The sequence below is a fragment of the Candidatus Paceibacterota bacterium genome, assembly GCA_030583765.1.
GTDB lineage: Bacteria > Patescibacteriota > Minisyncoccia > 2-02-FULL-40-12 > GWA2-44-9.
The window spans coordinates 39129-52535 of the sequence record CP129474.1 but is presented as its reverse complement, the minus strand read 5'-3'; the positions used below and the strand labels follow the sequence as shown (position 1 = coordinate 52535).

Annotated in this window: 15 protein-coding genes and 1 pseudogene; 5 read left to right on the top strand and 11 right to left on the bottom strand. The window is 51.7% G+C overall.

The features are described 5' to 3' along the window. Positions 1-68: 68 nt before the first annotated feature. Positions 69-449 carry a hypothetical protein gene (locus QY311_00215; GenBank protein ID WKZ27171.1) on the top strand — a complete coding sequence of 127 codons (381 nt, stop codon included), beginning with the start codon at positions 69-71 and terminating at the stop codon, positions 447-449. Positions 450-496: 47 nt separating this feature from the next. On the opposite strand, the gene QY311_00210 is transcribed toward QY311_00215, so the two are convergent. Together QY311_00210 and QY311_00205 are read right to left on the bottom strand one after the other, a co-directional pair. Beyond that, positions 497-1030, bottom strand: coding sequence for a hypothetical protein (locus tag QY311_00210; GenBank protein ID WKZ27170.1), 534 nt, complete (start codon positions 1028-1030; stop codon positions 497-499). Between the two features lie 35 nt (positions 1031-1065). Beyond that, positions 1066-1872 carry a DnaJ domain-containing protein gene (locus QY311_00205; protein ID WKZ27169.1) on the bottom strand — a complete coding sequence of 269 codons (807 nt, stop codon included), beginning with the start codon at positions 1870-1872 and terminating at the stop codon, positions 1066-1068. A 53-nt stretch (positions 1873-1925) separates the two neighbouring features. Between QY311_00205 and QY311_00200 the strand changes: the two genes are divergently transcribed. Next, on the top strand, positions 1926-2405 hold the full coding sequence (locus QY311_00200; GenBank protein ID WKZ27168.1) for a PKD domain-containing protein: 480 nt from the start codon (positions 1926-1928) through the stop codon (positions 2403-2405). On the opposite strand, the gene QY311_00195 is transcribed toward QY311_00200, so the two are convergent. The 8 genes and pseudogenes from QY311_00195 to QY311_00160 form a co-directional block, all read right to left on the bottom strand. After that, positions 2402-3181, bottom strand: coding sequence for a hypothetical protein (locus QY311_00195; GenBank protein WKZ27167.1), 780 nt, complete (start codon positions 3179-3181; stop codon positions 2402-2404). The genes QY311_00200 and QY311_00195 overlap by 4 nt on opposite strands. A gap of 397 nt (positions 3182-3578) precedes the next feature. Continuing rightward, complete coding sequence (dnaK, locus tag QY311_00190) at positions 3579-5453, bottom strand: molecular chaperone DnaK (GenBank protein WKZ27166.1); 1875 nt, start codon at positions 5451-5453, stop codon at positions 3579-3581. A gap of 213 nt (positions 5454-5666) precedes the next feature. Further along, positions 5667-6080, bottom strand: coding sequence for an Hsp20/alpha crystallin family protein (locus QY311_00185; GenBank protein ID WKZ27165.1), 414 nt, complete (start codon positions 6078-6080; stop codon positions 5667-5669). 54 nt (positions 6081-6134) lie between these two features. Continuing rightward, positions 6135-6644, bottom strand: a complete 510-nt coding sequence (locus QY311_00180) for a nucleotide exchange factor GrpE (protein ID WKZ27164.1) — start codon at positions 6642-6644, stop codon at positions 6135-6137. An 8-nt stretch (positions 6645-6652) separates the two neighbouring features. Beyond that, a complete protein-coding gene (locus tag QY311_00175; protein WKZ27435.1) occupies positions 6653-7156 on the bottom strand; it encodes an HrcA family transcriptional regulator in 504 nt (167 codons plus the stop codon). 21 nt (positions 7157-7177) lie between these two features. Further along, positions 7178-7411, bottom strand: a pseudogene (locus QY311_00170) (DeoR family transcriptional regulator). A gap of 69 nt (positions 7412-7480) precedes the next feature. Beyond that, positions 7481-8188 carry a cytochrome c biogenesis protein CcdA gene (locus QY311_00165; protein ID WKZ27163.1) on the bottom strand — a complete coding sequence of 236 codons (708 nt, stop codon included), beginning with the start codon at positions 8186-8188 and terminating at the stop codon, positions 7481-7483. 6 nt (positions 8189-8194) lie between these two features. Further along, positions 8195-8815, bottom strand: coding sequence for a thioredoxin family protein (locus tag QY311_00160; GenBank protein ID WKZ27162.1), 621 nt, complete (start codon positions 8813-8815; stop codon positions 8195-8197). A gap of 82 nt (positions 8816-8897) precedes the next feature. Here QY311_00160 and QY311_00155 point away from each other — a divergent pair, with 82 nt between their 5' ends. After that, complete coding sequence (locus tag QY311_00155) at positions 8898-10169, top strand: divalent metal cation transporter (protein ID WKZ27161.1); 1272 nt, start codon at positions 8898-8900, stop codon at positions 10167-10169. Next, entirely contained in the window at positions 10163-11623 is a 1461-nt protein-coding gene (gene cysS / locus QY311_00150) for a cysteine--tRNA ligase (GenBank protein ID WKZ27160.1), read from the top strand. The genes QY311_00155 and cysS overlap by 7 nt, the downstream gene beginning before the upstream one ends. A gap of 47 nt (positions 11624-11670) precedes the next feature. Here cysS and QY311_00145 read toward each other — a convergent pair whose 3' ends face one another. Beyond that, entirely contained in the window at positions 11671-11886 is a 216-nt protein-coding gene (locus QY311_00145) for a hypothetical protein (protein ID WKZ27159.1), read from the bottom strand. Between the two features lie 133 nt (positions 11887-12019). Here QY311_00145 and dnaB point away from each other — a divergent pair, with 133 nt between their 5' ends. After that, on the top strand, positions 12020-13402 hold the full coding sequence (gene dnaB / locus QY311_00140) for a replicative DNA helicase (protein ID WKZ27158.1): 1383 nt from the start codon (positions 12020-12022) through the stop codon (positions 13400-13402). The last annotated feature ends 5 nt before the right edge of the window (positions 13403-13407 follow it).

Here is a 13407-nt window from a genome sequence, read left to right as displayed (position 1 = left end):
CACAGAGCCCCAAAAGGGCTCTGTACTTTTTTGTAATATATGATATAGTATATATCCAGGAGGTGGCGATGGAGACCATCACATCGTCGTCGATTGACCACGAAGAGCACAACGCAGAATTCAGTTGTGGTGCTGGCGTCATCGACGGAGTGGTGACATTTTCAGCAAGCGCCGTAGCGCTCTTTCTCGGGATCGCTTTGAGCATGAAGGCGTGCGAGGTGTTCGAGATATCGAACACGATAATGCTCACGATCTGTTCAGGGCTCGTAAGCGCGCCCCTCGTCGCTGGGACACTCTGGGCGCTTCCTCTCATTCTGGAAAATGACCGAAAAGCTAGGGGTACGAGAGCCCTCACGCCAAAGCTGTACCACAGTGGGAGGAAGGTGGGCTTGATGCTCATTCCTGCCATGCTTCTGTTGTTTGATCTCCTCATGCGCCGCATCGGCTAATGCCATACGACGCCCCGCAACCCGCCAACACATCGGCGGGTTTTGTTTTACTTATGACCGTGCACAAAGGGCATGATGCCGAGCGGCAAGAGTGCCCATACAAAAAATGCTTCCGGAGTCCCAAAATAAGAGTGGAGCGCTGCAATGTGATCTGGTAATGCAGTAAACGGCACAAACCACAAAAGAATACTCATAAGAAACCCAACTTGCGCCACGCTAATCAAAAGTACATGCGCGAGCTTCATCTCCCCCATAGATAGTCGCGAGCGGAGCGATGTCCCGTGAAAGATAAAAAAAGTGCCCGTATATGCAACCAGAAAGAGACCGGCGCGCACAATGCCAGCATCAGTGTTGGCTATAAATGGAACGCGCTCCAAAAACCCGACAAACGGAAATGCAGAAGCGAGCGTAAAAGCGATATAGATACTTAATAGAGAGATAATGGCGCGAGTTTTCCCCACGCTCATGCCATACAGTGCAATAATTGCAACAATTGCAATGCCAAATAATTCTTGCGGGCCAGTAAGCGCCTGAATGTTGGCGCCAATATGCGAGAGATCGAGCTGATCGAGTACATCCATACGCGTGCAGTGTAGCACGACACACTGCTTTTTGTTTAGCGTTTGAGGGTGATAACTACATCTCCAGCGGGAGCGCCGCGCGTGCCAGCATGCCCAAATTGAGGCAAGGCGATAGCGTAATCCCCTTCGAGTTTTTCAGGGATGTGAATTTCTACCGTTTTCTTGCCGCGCGAACGACCGACGCCGTCACAGGCATCGCATTTCTTTTCCGGTATCTCGCCCTGCCCTTCACATGCGCTGCACACCCCAGTCTGTGCAAAAACGCCAAAAGGAGTTCGGACCTGTTGGCGCACTTGCCCAGAGCCCTTACACGTTTCACATGACTTCATACGCGAGCCGGGTTTCACGCCACTTGTATGACACGTTGTGCACGGCACAAATCCCTCGAAAGAAAAGGTGCGCGTTTTACCAAGGTCTTTTTTGTCTACCTGCACTTGAAAATACATATCCTCCCCTTTTTGTGGCCCGCGTGGCGCTCCACCGAATCCACCGGCGCCCGAAAACATGCTAAAAATGTCCTCAAAACCAAATCCCGATTGCTGTTGTTGGCCGCCACCGCCACCAAAAAAATCCCAGAAGTTTGTGCCATCAAAGCCGGCGTGCCCACCATTATGCTGGCCTCCACCGTATGACCCCTGTCCCGCAAATCCAAAACGGTCATACTGCGCGCGCTTTTCCGTATCAGAAAGCACCTGATATGCTTCATTTACTTCTTTAAATTTTTCTGCGTCCCCGCCCTTCTTATCTGGGTGATACTTATGCGCCAAAGAGCGAAATGCTTTTTTAATTTCGTCAGCCGACGCAGAGCGTGAAACGCCTAAAACACTGTAGGGATCTTTCATAGTGGATAGATTGTCCTTGTAGGAACACGGGAATCAGACATATACTATAGGGTATGGATCATACGCTTCGCAAGACACTGCTTGCTATAGGGGGAACGCTCGCCATCGTTGCTGCCGGTTGGTGGCTTCAAGATCGTCCGTTTTTTGTTCAGATTTTCCGAGGCTTTGGCTCCCAAAATAACATCGATATCTCACAAGCTCCACCTCAAACGTTTTGTCTCCCAGCCACAGCAACTATCACTGCGGGAGAAAATATTACGCTCACCGCTTCGGGAGGCAACCCAAGCATGTACGCATGGCGCGCTCCGCAAGGTTCGCCGCGCACAGGAAGTGGTGCATCATTCACGGTTACATTCACCAGCCCCGGAGCATACCCCGTGGTGCTCATCTCTGGAGATCCGGCAAGCGCCACCATCCCTGCGCGCACGGATCGATGTGACATCACCGTACTCGGTGTAGTAGCAGACCCGATCCCCACACCATCTCCGACACCATCGCCTACGCCAGAAGTTTCGGCGACTCCTACTCCTTAGCGCAGAACAAAACGTTGCCGCTCTACCATTTCTGTGCGCATTTCAACAATGTGCATTTTTTGCATAAGCCAGAGCACAAAGAATGCAACTGTTGAGGCAAGCCATGTAAAGATCGGCTTTACGCTAATGAGTACAGCGAACAATGTAAGCGTGAGTACAGCGGGAATATATTTTGCAAAGGGCGCAGAGAGCGTATTTATCGTTGCAACAGTCTGCTCCGCAATTTGTTCCTCCACGGCTTTGCGCTGAAAGAACGGAAGTCTATCGAGTTCGGAACCGATAACCGCGCTTACTGTTTTGCGAATCATGCCGATCGCACTATCGGGCACAATACCAGAGTTAGCGCGATCCTGTACCGCCGGAGCCATGAGGTACGCAAGAGATGCGGCGATAAACAGTGCAGTGACTATTTTCCCCATGCCGCGTCCATGATCCCCGTGGAGTGCAACTTCACGAGCGCCAAGACTCAGGATCAGAAGGGCAGCACAGAGCGCCGCAATGTATACTTCGCTTACCGGCAACACTAACACCAACGGAGCAAGCGCAGCGCACGAAACGCCAAGGCGCCACCACTTATCTCCAACAAGCAGATATGCGACGCTCATCACGGCTGCCAGAACAATCCCCACAAGCAGCACTGGAGCCCACAAAGACGGATCAGAGAGAGTCTGTGCTGTCGGCCCAAGCCACATGCGCGCCGTCCCCCACAATGCTCCTGCCACAAATAGCGTAAGTACTACAAGCCCCCATTCCTTTCGTATATCCACAGTTTCCATAGTGCATGCATTCTAACACAGGACTACGATATGTGCAGAGGAGGTGCGGATGCCCGATAACGGCCCGCTAGGACGAAGACTGAGGCACGACTTCTGCGAACACTGTGGTAAGCGTCGCTATCCCGGACGCGAAGCCGCGTGGCGCGTGGCAAAGCGTAGTGATGAGCGCCTGGATCCCAAGAGCAAGAGCAGGATCCATGCGTACTTCGACCCGCGCTGCGGGTGCTGGCACATCGGCAACGCTAAGCCGCATCGAAAGCAGGAACGTCGCGAACCTTCCAATCACAGGCTCAACTTCCTGAACCGTTCGCACTCCGGCCGCCCCGCGCGGCGAAGCGTCCGGTTTTACTAGCACCCCTCCATCCCCCGACGGAACCTTTCCGTCGGGGCCTTCTTTTTATTTCTGCTCCTCTGCTGGCTTCTCTTCTTTCATTTCTTCTTTTGGAGCTTCTGGCGCTGGCTGCGCCTGTGCCTGCTGTTGATACATTGCTTGTCCGACTTTCTGAACCGCTGTCGAAAGATCTTCTACGGCTTTCTTTATTGCAGCAACATCGTCTGAATCTTTTACCTTCCTCACTGCAGCCACTGCATCCTCAACGGCCTTTTTATCGTCTGCATTCACTTTCTCGCCAGCATCTTTTAATGTTTTTTCCGACGTATATACGAGCGTCTCTGCCGCATTACGCGCGTCAACAAGTTCCTTTTTCTTTGCATCCTCTGCAGCAAATTGTTCAGCCTCCGCAACCATGCGTTTCTTTTCATCTTCAGTAAGACCGGAAGAACCCTCGATGCGAATGGATTGCTCTTTGTTTGTGGCCTTATCTTTTGCTTTGACGTGCAAGATACCGTTTGCGTCAATATCGAACGTTACTTCGATTTGTGGGACGCCGCGTGGCGCCGGTGGGATGCCATCAAGAATGAATCGTCCCAGCGTTTTATTGTCCGCCGCCATAGGACGCTCACCTTGTAGCACGTGAATTTCTACTGATGGCTGATTATCAGCTGCAGTAGAAAACACTTGTGTGCGCGCAACAGGAACCGTTGTGTTCTTTTCAATCATCTTCGTCATCACTGCGCCCATAGTCTCAATACCCAGAGAGAGTGGCGTCACGTCCAAGAGCAAAACGTCTTTGACGTCGCCCTGCATAATGCCTCCCTGGATTGCCGCGCCAATTGCTACCACTTCATCTGGATTGATGTCTTTGTGCGGCTCTTTGCCAAAGAGCGTTCGGACTGCCTCTATGATGGCGGGCATGCGCGTCTGTCCACCAACCATAACCACCTCATGGATATCAGACAGTGAGAAGCCGGCCTCCTTCACCGCATCACGAGTGAGCTGGATTGAACGGTCGATAAGGTCGTGCACGAGGCTCTCGAGCTTTGCCCGCGTGAACGTCATAGTGAAATGTTTTGGTCCACTCGCATCTGCGGTAAGGAATGGAATATTCACCTCTGCCTGCGTTGTACTTGAAAGCTCATGCTTGGCTTTCTCTGCGGCATCCTTAAGGCGCTGTAATGCCATCTGGTCTTTTGAGATGTCGACGCCCTGCTCTTTCTTAAACTCATCAATGAAGAAATGGATAATGCGTTGATCAAGATCATCACCACCCAAATGCGTGTCGCCACCCGTTGCCTTTACTTCAATCGTATCTTCTGACACTTCGAGCACAGAGATATCAAACGTGCCACCACCGAAGTCGTAGACGACGATTTTCTCATCTTTCTTTTTGTTAAATCCGTACGCCAAAGCTGCTGCGGTTGGCTCGTTAATCACGCGCTGCACCGTAAGCCCAGCAATCTCTCCCGCGTCCTTTGTTGCCTGTCGCTGAGCGTCATCAAAGTATGCAGGGACCGTAATGATAGCTTCGGTAATTTTCTGCCCCAAACGGCTCTCTGCATCCGCCTTCATTTTTTGGAGCACCATAGCAGAGATCTCTGCAGGCTTATACCACTTATCCCCCATCAGTACCTCAACAGAATCATTCGCCCCCTGGCGGATCTGATACGGGAGAAGATTTTTATCCTTCTGCACTTCCGCATCGGAAAAACGACGCCCAATGAGACGCTTAATGGAGTAGAGCGTGTGGTGTGGGTTAGTAACCGCCTGACGCTTTGCAGTAACACCTACATAACGCTCACTGCCCTTCATAGCAACAATGGATGGCGTAGTGCGCATGCCTTCCGCATTCTCAAGAACGCGAGGTTGACCCGCCTCTACCACCGCCATCGCGGAATTTGTTGTTCCTAAATCAATTCCAAGAATTTTTGTCATAGATAATTATGTTAGAGCACATTCCACAATAAACAGCATTCGGAGCCCGAGCGGGCAGGGTGTCTCCGTAAGGAGACGAGCGAGGGCGAGTGAGACCGCGCAGTCCCGCTGGGACTGCGACGGGACTGTTTATGTGGAATGTGCTCTATACGATCACTCTTCGAACCGGAAGAGTAGCCCGCGGAGCAACGCTCCGCAGAAACTCTCCCCGTTCTAACGAACCTCAATCTTCACTTCCTTTGCCTGCTTTGCCTCAACCTTAGGGAGCGAAACTTTCAAAATGCCATGCTCAAAGACAGCTTTTGCCTCATCCTCTTTTACGGGCACGGGTAAGGCAATCATGCGAACGAAGCTGCCACGACGAATTTCTTTGCGGAAATACTCACGCTTGTCTTCTTTTTCTTCTGCGTGTTCGCCTTCAATCTTTAGGATGCCGTCTTCTACAGAAACTTTGATTTGCTTTGCGTCGATTTTCGGTACATGCAACTCGACAACAAAGTCTGCTTCTGTTTGATATACATCCATTGCTGGCTCAAAGCCCCGGCGCGCCAGTGGCGCAAAACCAAAAGCCAAATCATCGAACATGCGGTCTATTTCACGAAAGGGATCATAAGGGGTAATACGCATATATTTAGGAGCATGTGCGTTGCATGTATGTGGCGATTCTCGCACCAGATACACCTACGCTACTGCCTCTTCTTTCTGCTCACGGAACGATCCGACGCGCACCTGCGCAGGACGAAGCACGCGCCCATGCATGGTGTAGCCAACGCGTAAACACGAGGTAATGACGCCGTCTTTATCTGCTTCGCGCACAACATCGGTGCCAATGGCTTCGTGAAGCGTTGGATCAAAGGAAGCATCCTTTGTGACAATCTCCGCCACTCCATGGCGAGCGAGAACAGTGCGGACATGATCTCGAACGAGCAACAGGCCCTTTGCCCAGTCTGCATGTCGAGACTGGACTGGCTCCGGCGTGTGCGCAACAAGAGCTTCGAGAGAGTCAAGGCTCTCAAGAAGATCAGCGACCACACGCTCTCCGGCGCGCTCCGTCATCTCTAGCGCTCGACGAGATTCGTCTTTGCGATAGTTGATGAAGTCAGCTTGCGCACGAGCCAATTGGCCTTCAAGCTCGATGATGCGTTCTTCTAGTGTCGCCTGTTCTTTCTCTGGCATATCAATGTGTGTCATGGGGTATATTATGAAGCGTCAGACTCTTCTGCGGCGCGCGATACTGCATCGGTTGCATAGGCAAGCAATGCAAGGTTACGACGATAATCCATGCGCATTGGCCCGATAACGGTCAGGAGCCCCGACATATTACCTGGCAAACGGTAGCGCGCCACAATGACGGCCTCATCTTGTATCGTACGGACTGGATTTTCTCTTCCGATAAAGATGCGGAAAGGTTCGCCACGCCAGCGTCCAAAGAACGCATCCTCGAGACTTCCAAACAAATCATCAAATCGATCAACGAAATGCATGACCTGCATGGTGCGCTCAAGGCGCCGAAATTCTGGAAACGCCATCAACTCCGAGAGACCGAATTTATAAAAATCATCATGGTCTCGAACGTGAGTGATGACGGCACTATCGAGAAGGTCGGCCAACGTTGCGGCAAGGTGCCTGCTGAGCGAACGCGAGTCAGATGCAGCTCCATCAACAACGGCATCGATACGGCGGCGATCGCGAACGGGAACCATTGCATGCTCATCGCGACGCACAAGCTCGTCGACAAACCAACGATAGGCGTGGTCAGTTGGCACACGACCAGCTGATGTATGAGGCTGGGCCAAAAACCCAAGCTCTTCCAGCACCTGCATATCGTTGCGAATTGTTGCAGGACTTACGTCCATCCGAGCACGCGCACACACCGCCGCAGAGCCTACAGGTTCCGCGGTTTGTACATAGGTTCGAATAATGAACTCTAAGAGGTGTTGTTGTCGTTCCGTGAGCATGCAGAGACAGTATAAAAAATTTAGCACTCTCAAGTCAAGAGTGCTAAATCCCCCGCCCTACCCGCAAGATTAGAAGGGCAAAAATCTAAGCAAGATATCGAACGACGCAATGCGCTCTAGGCGCTGGAGTACCACGAGAACCCCCATAACCACTAACAGTACGCCGAAGCCTTTGGAAATATACGGCAAGGCGCCGCCAATACGTACCATACCCTTTTGGAAGAAGGACGTGAAAAATGCCGCCAATAAAAATGGCACACCCAGCCCAAGCGCATACGCCATAAGAAGTATAAAAGCAGACCCCGGTTGGGTAATGGAAAGCGTGAGAATGGCTCCGAGCACCGCCCCTACACACGGCGTCCATCCTGTGGCGAAGGCAGAGCCAAAGAGAAATGAAGTGAGCCACCGCGCCGAAGGATTCGGGTGCACGCGCGCTACATGCGCCCGTGAAAGCCATGGAATATGAATGATGTCCATCAGCATAAGGCCGAACAGAATAATCATCCCGCCACCGATGCGTGACATCCAGATGCGCGCATCATATGCGACCGTTGCAAGTACAGTGTGCAGAAGAACTCCAAGCACCGCAAACACAAGAGAAAAGCCGCATACGAACCAAAACGCATTGATGAGCATGTCACGACGACGCTGCGGAGCATCGGCCAGCGTTGTGCCGGCAAGATATGCTAAAAATCCAGGCACAATGGGTAAGATGCACGGAGAAAGAAAGGAAACAATTCCTCCAATAAATGCAGCGGCAACAGGGAGTTCGAGCATAGAAGGTTATTGGAGTGCCTTTGTTATTTCCTGCACATAGCGGGCCGAGTCCCACGATTCTCCAGATTTCAGAATGACCGCGCCGTCTTTCACAAACACTTTCGTGTGTTGGTATGCAATTCCAAACTCGCGTGCCAAACCCTTTTCCACATCGTCAGTGTCGGAGTCGTTATAATTGACCCGGAATCCGACAATTTGATCTGAGGTTAACTGATTAAACGCCTGCTCAATCTTTGGCATCTCCGCCTTACAGATCGGGCACCAATTAGCATAGAAGAATAACACTATCATCCTCCCCGATTCGCGAGCCGCCGCGTAGTCTGCTACTGAAAAATCAAGCAGCGGTGCCTGTGAGCCCGCAAGCTTTGTCCCAGTAAAGGCGACTGGCTGTGCCTGCGTGAGCGCGCTCTTTTGAGCCATACGGGGCGCTTCTGCCTGCGCAAGGGCTGATGTTTCTGGTCGCATTGATGTCGGCGTGGGAATTGCAGGTTCGCCAGCTTCACGAGTTGTACGATCAGGCATGCCATAACTTACGTAAAGCGCACTTCCAGCAACAATGATACCGGCGAGTATCGCAATAATGCCTCCCGGCGATAAGCCTCTCTCGTAAAATGGAGTGTGCGTCATATCCTTGAGTATATCATACACATGTAGAGAGTCTCAAAGCATATTCTCGTGCTATACTAGGTGTATCAATTTTATTTTTGCTGTGGCATTTTTTCGCTCTATTCGATCATTTTGGAAAGCTCTCGGTCCAGGACTCATCACGGGAGCGTCGGACAACGATCCATCTGGGATCGCTTCGTATTCTATAGCAGGCGCACGAACAGGATTTGGCCTTTTATGGACACTCCCATTTATTATCCCTTTTATGGTTGCCATTCAGGAGATGAGTGCGCGCATTGGCGCGCTCTCTGCCTGTGGTTTAACGGGGAATATTAAGCGCCACTATCCCACATGGATTCTTGCTACTGTTTCTGGTGGTATTATCGGCGCCAATGTGCTCAACATTGGCGCCGATATCGCCGGCATGACAAGCGCGGCACAACTTCTCTTTCCTGGCTTGCCAACAATGCTCACCGCGACAGCTTTTACGCTGGCTATTGTCGGGATGATTATATGGCTCCGGTATGCTACTATTGTTGCCATTTTTAAATGGCTTGCGCTTTCGTTGCTCGCATACGTTGGAGCATTTGCCATTGTGCGTGGTGACGCCTATGACATGCTCGTTCACACGCTTCTCCCTGCGCTTGCGTGGGATCGCGAAACTGTACTTGTATTCTTTGCCATTCTTGGAACCACCATTTCCCCATATCTCTACTTCTGGCAATCAAGTGAGGAGGCAGAAGAGGTGCGTGAAAAAAATACACGAATTCGCGTATGTAAGTTCCGCCCACTTTCAGATAATCGCTTGAGTATTATTGAGCTCGACACCGCAATCGGTATGTCGTTTTCAAATATTGTTGCTTATTTTATCGTCGCCCTCACCGGAGCGACGCTCTACAGCGCGGGCGTACGTGATGTGGACAGTGTCGCACAAATCGCTGAGGCCTTGCGGCCTCTCGCAGGAGAATACGCGTATATTTTATTTACCCTCGGCCTTATCAGCTCAGGATTTCTTGCCATCCCCGTCCTCGCAGGATCAGCGGCATACGTGCTCGCGGAAATTTTTGGCTGGGAGCGCAGTCTTGATAAACCATTCTCTCGAGCCCGTGCGTTTTATATAGTACTTGCTCTTTCGGCATTCATCGGGCTTATTGTACCGCTCGGCGGCATTTCGCCCGTACAGGCACTTTTTTACACCGCCGTGCTTCACGCGATTGTCTCTCCACCGCTCATTCTCCTCATCACCCATATGGCGAGTAATAAGGCAATCGTTGGCGACCACGTGAGTAGTCCAACCATTCGCGGTCTCGCGCTTGGCACTGCGTGGGTCATGACAATCACTGGTATTTTGCTTATCATACCTGGTATATGGTGAACGCATACAACACGCGCACAAAACAAGTTGAACACCTCGCCGCTCCCGGCGAAGCAATTCGCATGTTTGTATGCGGTCCCACGGTCTACGATTACATCCATATCGGCAACGCACGAACCTTTGTTGTTTTCGATGTTGTTGCTCGCGCCCTACGCGCACAAAATATTCATGTAACGTATATCCAGAACATTACCGACATTGATAATAAGATCATTGAGCGCGCACACGCTGAGAAAAAAGCAGCGGAGGATGTGGCGCGCATGTATACCGACGCATTTCTTTCCGATACGCGCGCGCTTGGCATCACCAGCCCAACGGCATATGTGCGCGCCACTGACGTCATCACAGCTATCATTCAGCAAATCCAAACTCTCATTACGAAGCGATATGCATATGCGGTTCCTGCACGGAAAGCGGAGGGCCACGCCGCTCTTGATCCTACAGGCCTCTCTGATGTGTATTTTGACGTCCGCGCATATGAGGCCGACTTCCCCCATGCCTATGGTTCGCTATCTGGGCAAACAGACGCGAAGACACTGTTAGAAGGTGCACGAGGAGCACTTGAAGAGAACAAGCGAAGTGCACGAGATTTTGTGCTCTGGAAAGCGAAAAATTACGCCTACGAGCCTTCGTGGGATTCACCATGGGGTAACGGCCGCCCTGGGTGGCACATAGAAGATACAGCAATCAGTGAAACTTATTTCGGACCCCAATATGACTTGCACGGTGGAGCTCAGGACCTCATTTTCCCCCACCATGAGGCAGAAATAGCCCAGCAGCAAGCCGCGTCAGGAAAAACCCCCTTCGTGCGCCATTGGATGCATGCAGGTTTCTTGCACATGGGAGATGAAAAGATGTCCAAGTCTCTCGGAAATATCGTTTCTCTTCGAGCATTATTAGAAAAGTATTCCCCACAAGCCATCCGTCTCTTTCTTCTCGGTGCGCACTATCGCTCCCCGCTTACTTTTTCTTACGAGGCGCTTGATGCAAGTGAGGCCGCCGTGGCTCGTATGCAAGAATGCCTTGACCGCTTAGTGGCACAAGAAGAGGATACGCCCCACGCGCACGCTCACGACGCCTCAATTGCCCACACGCTTGCGCAGCACCATGAAGCAGCGCTCTCGGCATTGAATAATGATTTTGACACACCTGCAGTTATCGCAACACTTTTTGAAAGCATCCGCGCAATTAACACTGCGCTAGATCAGAGAACTATCGACATGCACTCCGCGCAAAAAGTATTTCAACTCTTTGATTTCTTTGATGCAGTGCTCGGTGTCATCCCACGTCCAAGCGCTCCTATCCCTGAAGACATCCGGGAGCTTGCGGAACAGCGACAAGAGGCAAAGCGCGCTAAGGCATTCACGCTCGCCGACGAACTCCGCACCACAATCCTACAAAAAGGATACTCTGTAGACGACACGCCGACTGGTTATCGTATAAAACGAAAATAAATGAGCCAGCGCACATTGCGCTGGCTCGGTCCTAGCTCTTGCTCCTCCTAGGGGGCCGGGGCGACCTCCCGTTCGAAGAAGATGAACTTCCCGTGGGCGTCGTTGTGGATGACGACCTGCCGCTCCTCTCCCAGAGTCGCATTCGTCGTGGGGAGGATTTTGACGATGGGGTGCGGACCGACACCGATCCGACCGATGATGGACGGATGAGCGTTCGAAATCAACACCTTGCCTCCGACGACGTACTTCGGACCAACCGGCATAGCACCTCCTCATGAATGCCGTGAGTGGTTATAATACCATATATACAAACTTAGTCAATCATTTCTGCGCTCAATCCACACGCTCTCCACAGAAATAGTTGCCAGCGGGTCTAGAAGATGAATAATGAGCCCCATGGCAGGCAACGGACTACAGACTCCCACGCAGACTCCTCCGCACAGCACTGATGCCGAGAAAACACTCTTAGGGGCGCTCCTTATTGATCGCGAAGCAATAAACCGTGTTGTTGACTTCCTCCGCCCTGAAGATTTTTATCACCGCAATCATCAGCACGTATATGAGGCGGTGCTTTCGCTTTTTGAAAAGCGTGACGCCATCGACGTCTTGAGCGTTTCAAATGTGCTCGCTGAACGCGGCGTGCTCGCCGATATCGGCGGAGTTGGCTTTCTCACGTCGCTCGCCGGCGCAGTGCCTTCTGCCGCTCACGCTGCAACCTACGGCCGCATTGTTCAAAAGAAGCGCACGTTGCGCAGCCTCATTGACGTCGCCCACGAGATCGTCGGTATGGGATATCGTGAAGATGAAGATACGGAAACGCTCCTCGATGAAGCGGAACGCAAACTCTTTGCCATATCTGAGAAAACGCGCCCCCAGAACTTTACTGCCCTCGCGAGCAGTTTGGATGCTGCCATGGAACGCATTAGCACGCAGGATACTGGTGAGCTACGCGGCCTTGCCACACGACACACAAAACTTGATGAAATGTTGGGCGGGTTCCAGCGCTCTGATTTGATTATTCTCGCCGCGCGTCCCTCGGTGGGTAAAACAGCATTTTCGATTGATATCGCAGGGCGCCTCGCATCAAACGGCATTCCAGTCGCCATCTTTAGTTTGGAAATGTCTACCGATCAGGTGGTAGATCGTTTTATTGCATCAAAGTCTGGCGTGTCCCTCTGGAAGCTACGCACGGGCCGCCTCTCTCATGAAGGCGTTGATAACGACTTCCTCCGTATTACCACAGCAATCAGTGAGCTAAAAAATACACCGGTCTTTATTGATGACTCGGCGAGCATGAACGTGCTACAAATGCGCGCCGTTGCGCGCCGCCTCCATGCTGAGCATGGCCTTGGCGCGGTGGTTATTGATTACCTTCAGCTCATGGCAGGACGCAAAGACTACGACAGCGCCGTACAGCAAGTCACTGAGATCTCCCGAGGCCTCAAGGGACTTGCAAAAGAGCTCAACATCCCCGTTATTGCGCTATCCCAGCTTTCCCGCGCAATTGAAAGCCGTGATGGTCATCGTCCGAAGCTTTCTGACCTTCGTGATTCCGGCTCCATCGAACAAGATGCGGACGTTGTTATGTTCATCCATCGCGACGACAAGGTAAACTTTGCGAAAGCACAGCAAGAAAATAAGCTCAACATGGCGCAGCTCATTATTGCGAAGCACCGCAACGGACCAACCGGCGACATTGATTTCTATATTGATCCAGATAGTTTACAATTCTACGAAGTAGACCGTCAGCATAACTATGACGGGCCCGCGACGTTCTAGTCTCT

Bases quoted from the DNA above. Each gene is read 5' to 3' on its own strand.
- QY311_00215 (WKZ27171.1), top strand. From the start codon at position 69: ATGGAGACCATCACATCGTCGTCGATTGACCACGAAGAGCACAACGCA.
- QY311_00210 (WKZ27170.1), bottom strand. From the start codon at position 1,030: ATGGATGTACTCGATCAGCTCGATCTCTCGCATATTGGCGCCAACATT.
- QY311_00205 (WKZ27169.1), bottom strand. From the start codon at position 1,872: ATGAAAGATCCCTACAGTGTTTTAGGCGTTTCACGCTCTGCGTCGGCT.
- QY311_00200 (WKZ27168.1), top strand. From the start codon at position 1,926: ATGGATCATACGCTTCGCAAGACACTGCTTGCTATAGGGGGAACGCTC.
- QY311_00195 (WKZ27167.1), bottom strand. From the start codon at position 3,181: ATGGAAACTGTGGATATACGAAAGGAATGGGGGCTTGTAGTACTTACG.
- dnaK (WKZ27166.1), bottom strand. From the start codon at position 5,453: ATGACAAAAATTCTTGGAATTGATTTAGGAACAACAAATTCCGCGATG.
- QY311_00185 (WKZ27165.1), bottom strand. From the start codon at position 6,080: ATGCGTATTACCCCTTATGATCCCTTTCGTGAAATAGACCGCATGTTC.
- QY311_00180 (WKZ27164.1), bottom strand. From the start codon at position 6,644: ATGACACACATTGATATGCCAGAGAAAGAACAGGCGACACTAGAAGAA.
- QY311_00175 (WKZ27435.1), bottom strand. From the start codon at position 7,156: ATGGTTCCCGTTCGCGATCGCCGCCGTATCGATGCCGTTGTTGATGGA.
- QY311_00165 (WKZ27163.1), bottom strand. From the start codon at position 8,188: ATGCTCGAACTCCCTGTTGCCGCTGCATTTATTGGAGGAATTGTTTCC.
- QY311_00160 (WKZ27162.1), bottom strand. From the start codon at position 8,815: ATGACGCACACTCCATTTTACGAGAGAGGCTTATCGCCGGGAGGCATT.
- cysS (WKZ27160.1), top strand. From the start codon at position 10,163: ATGGTGAACGCATACAACACGCGCACAAAACAAGTTGAACACCTCGCC.
- QY311_00145 (WKZ27159.1), bottom strand. From the start codon at position 11,886: ATGCCGGTTGGTCCGAAGTACGTCGTCGGAGGCAAGGTGTTGATTTCG.
- dnaB (WKZ27158.1), top strand. From the start codon at position 12,020: ATGGCAGGCAACGGACTACAGACTCCCACGCAGACTCCTCCGCACAGC.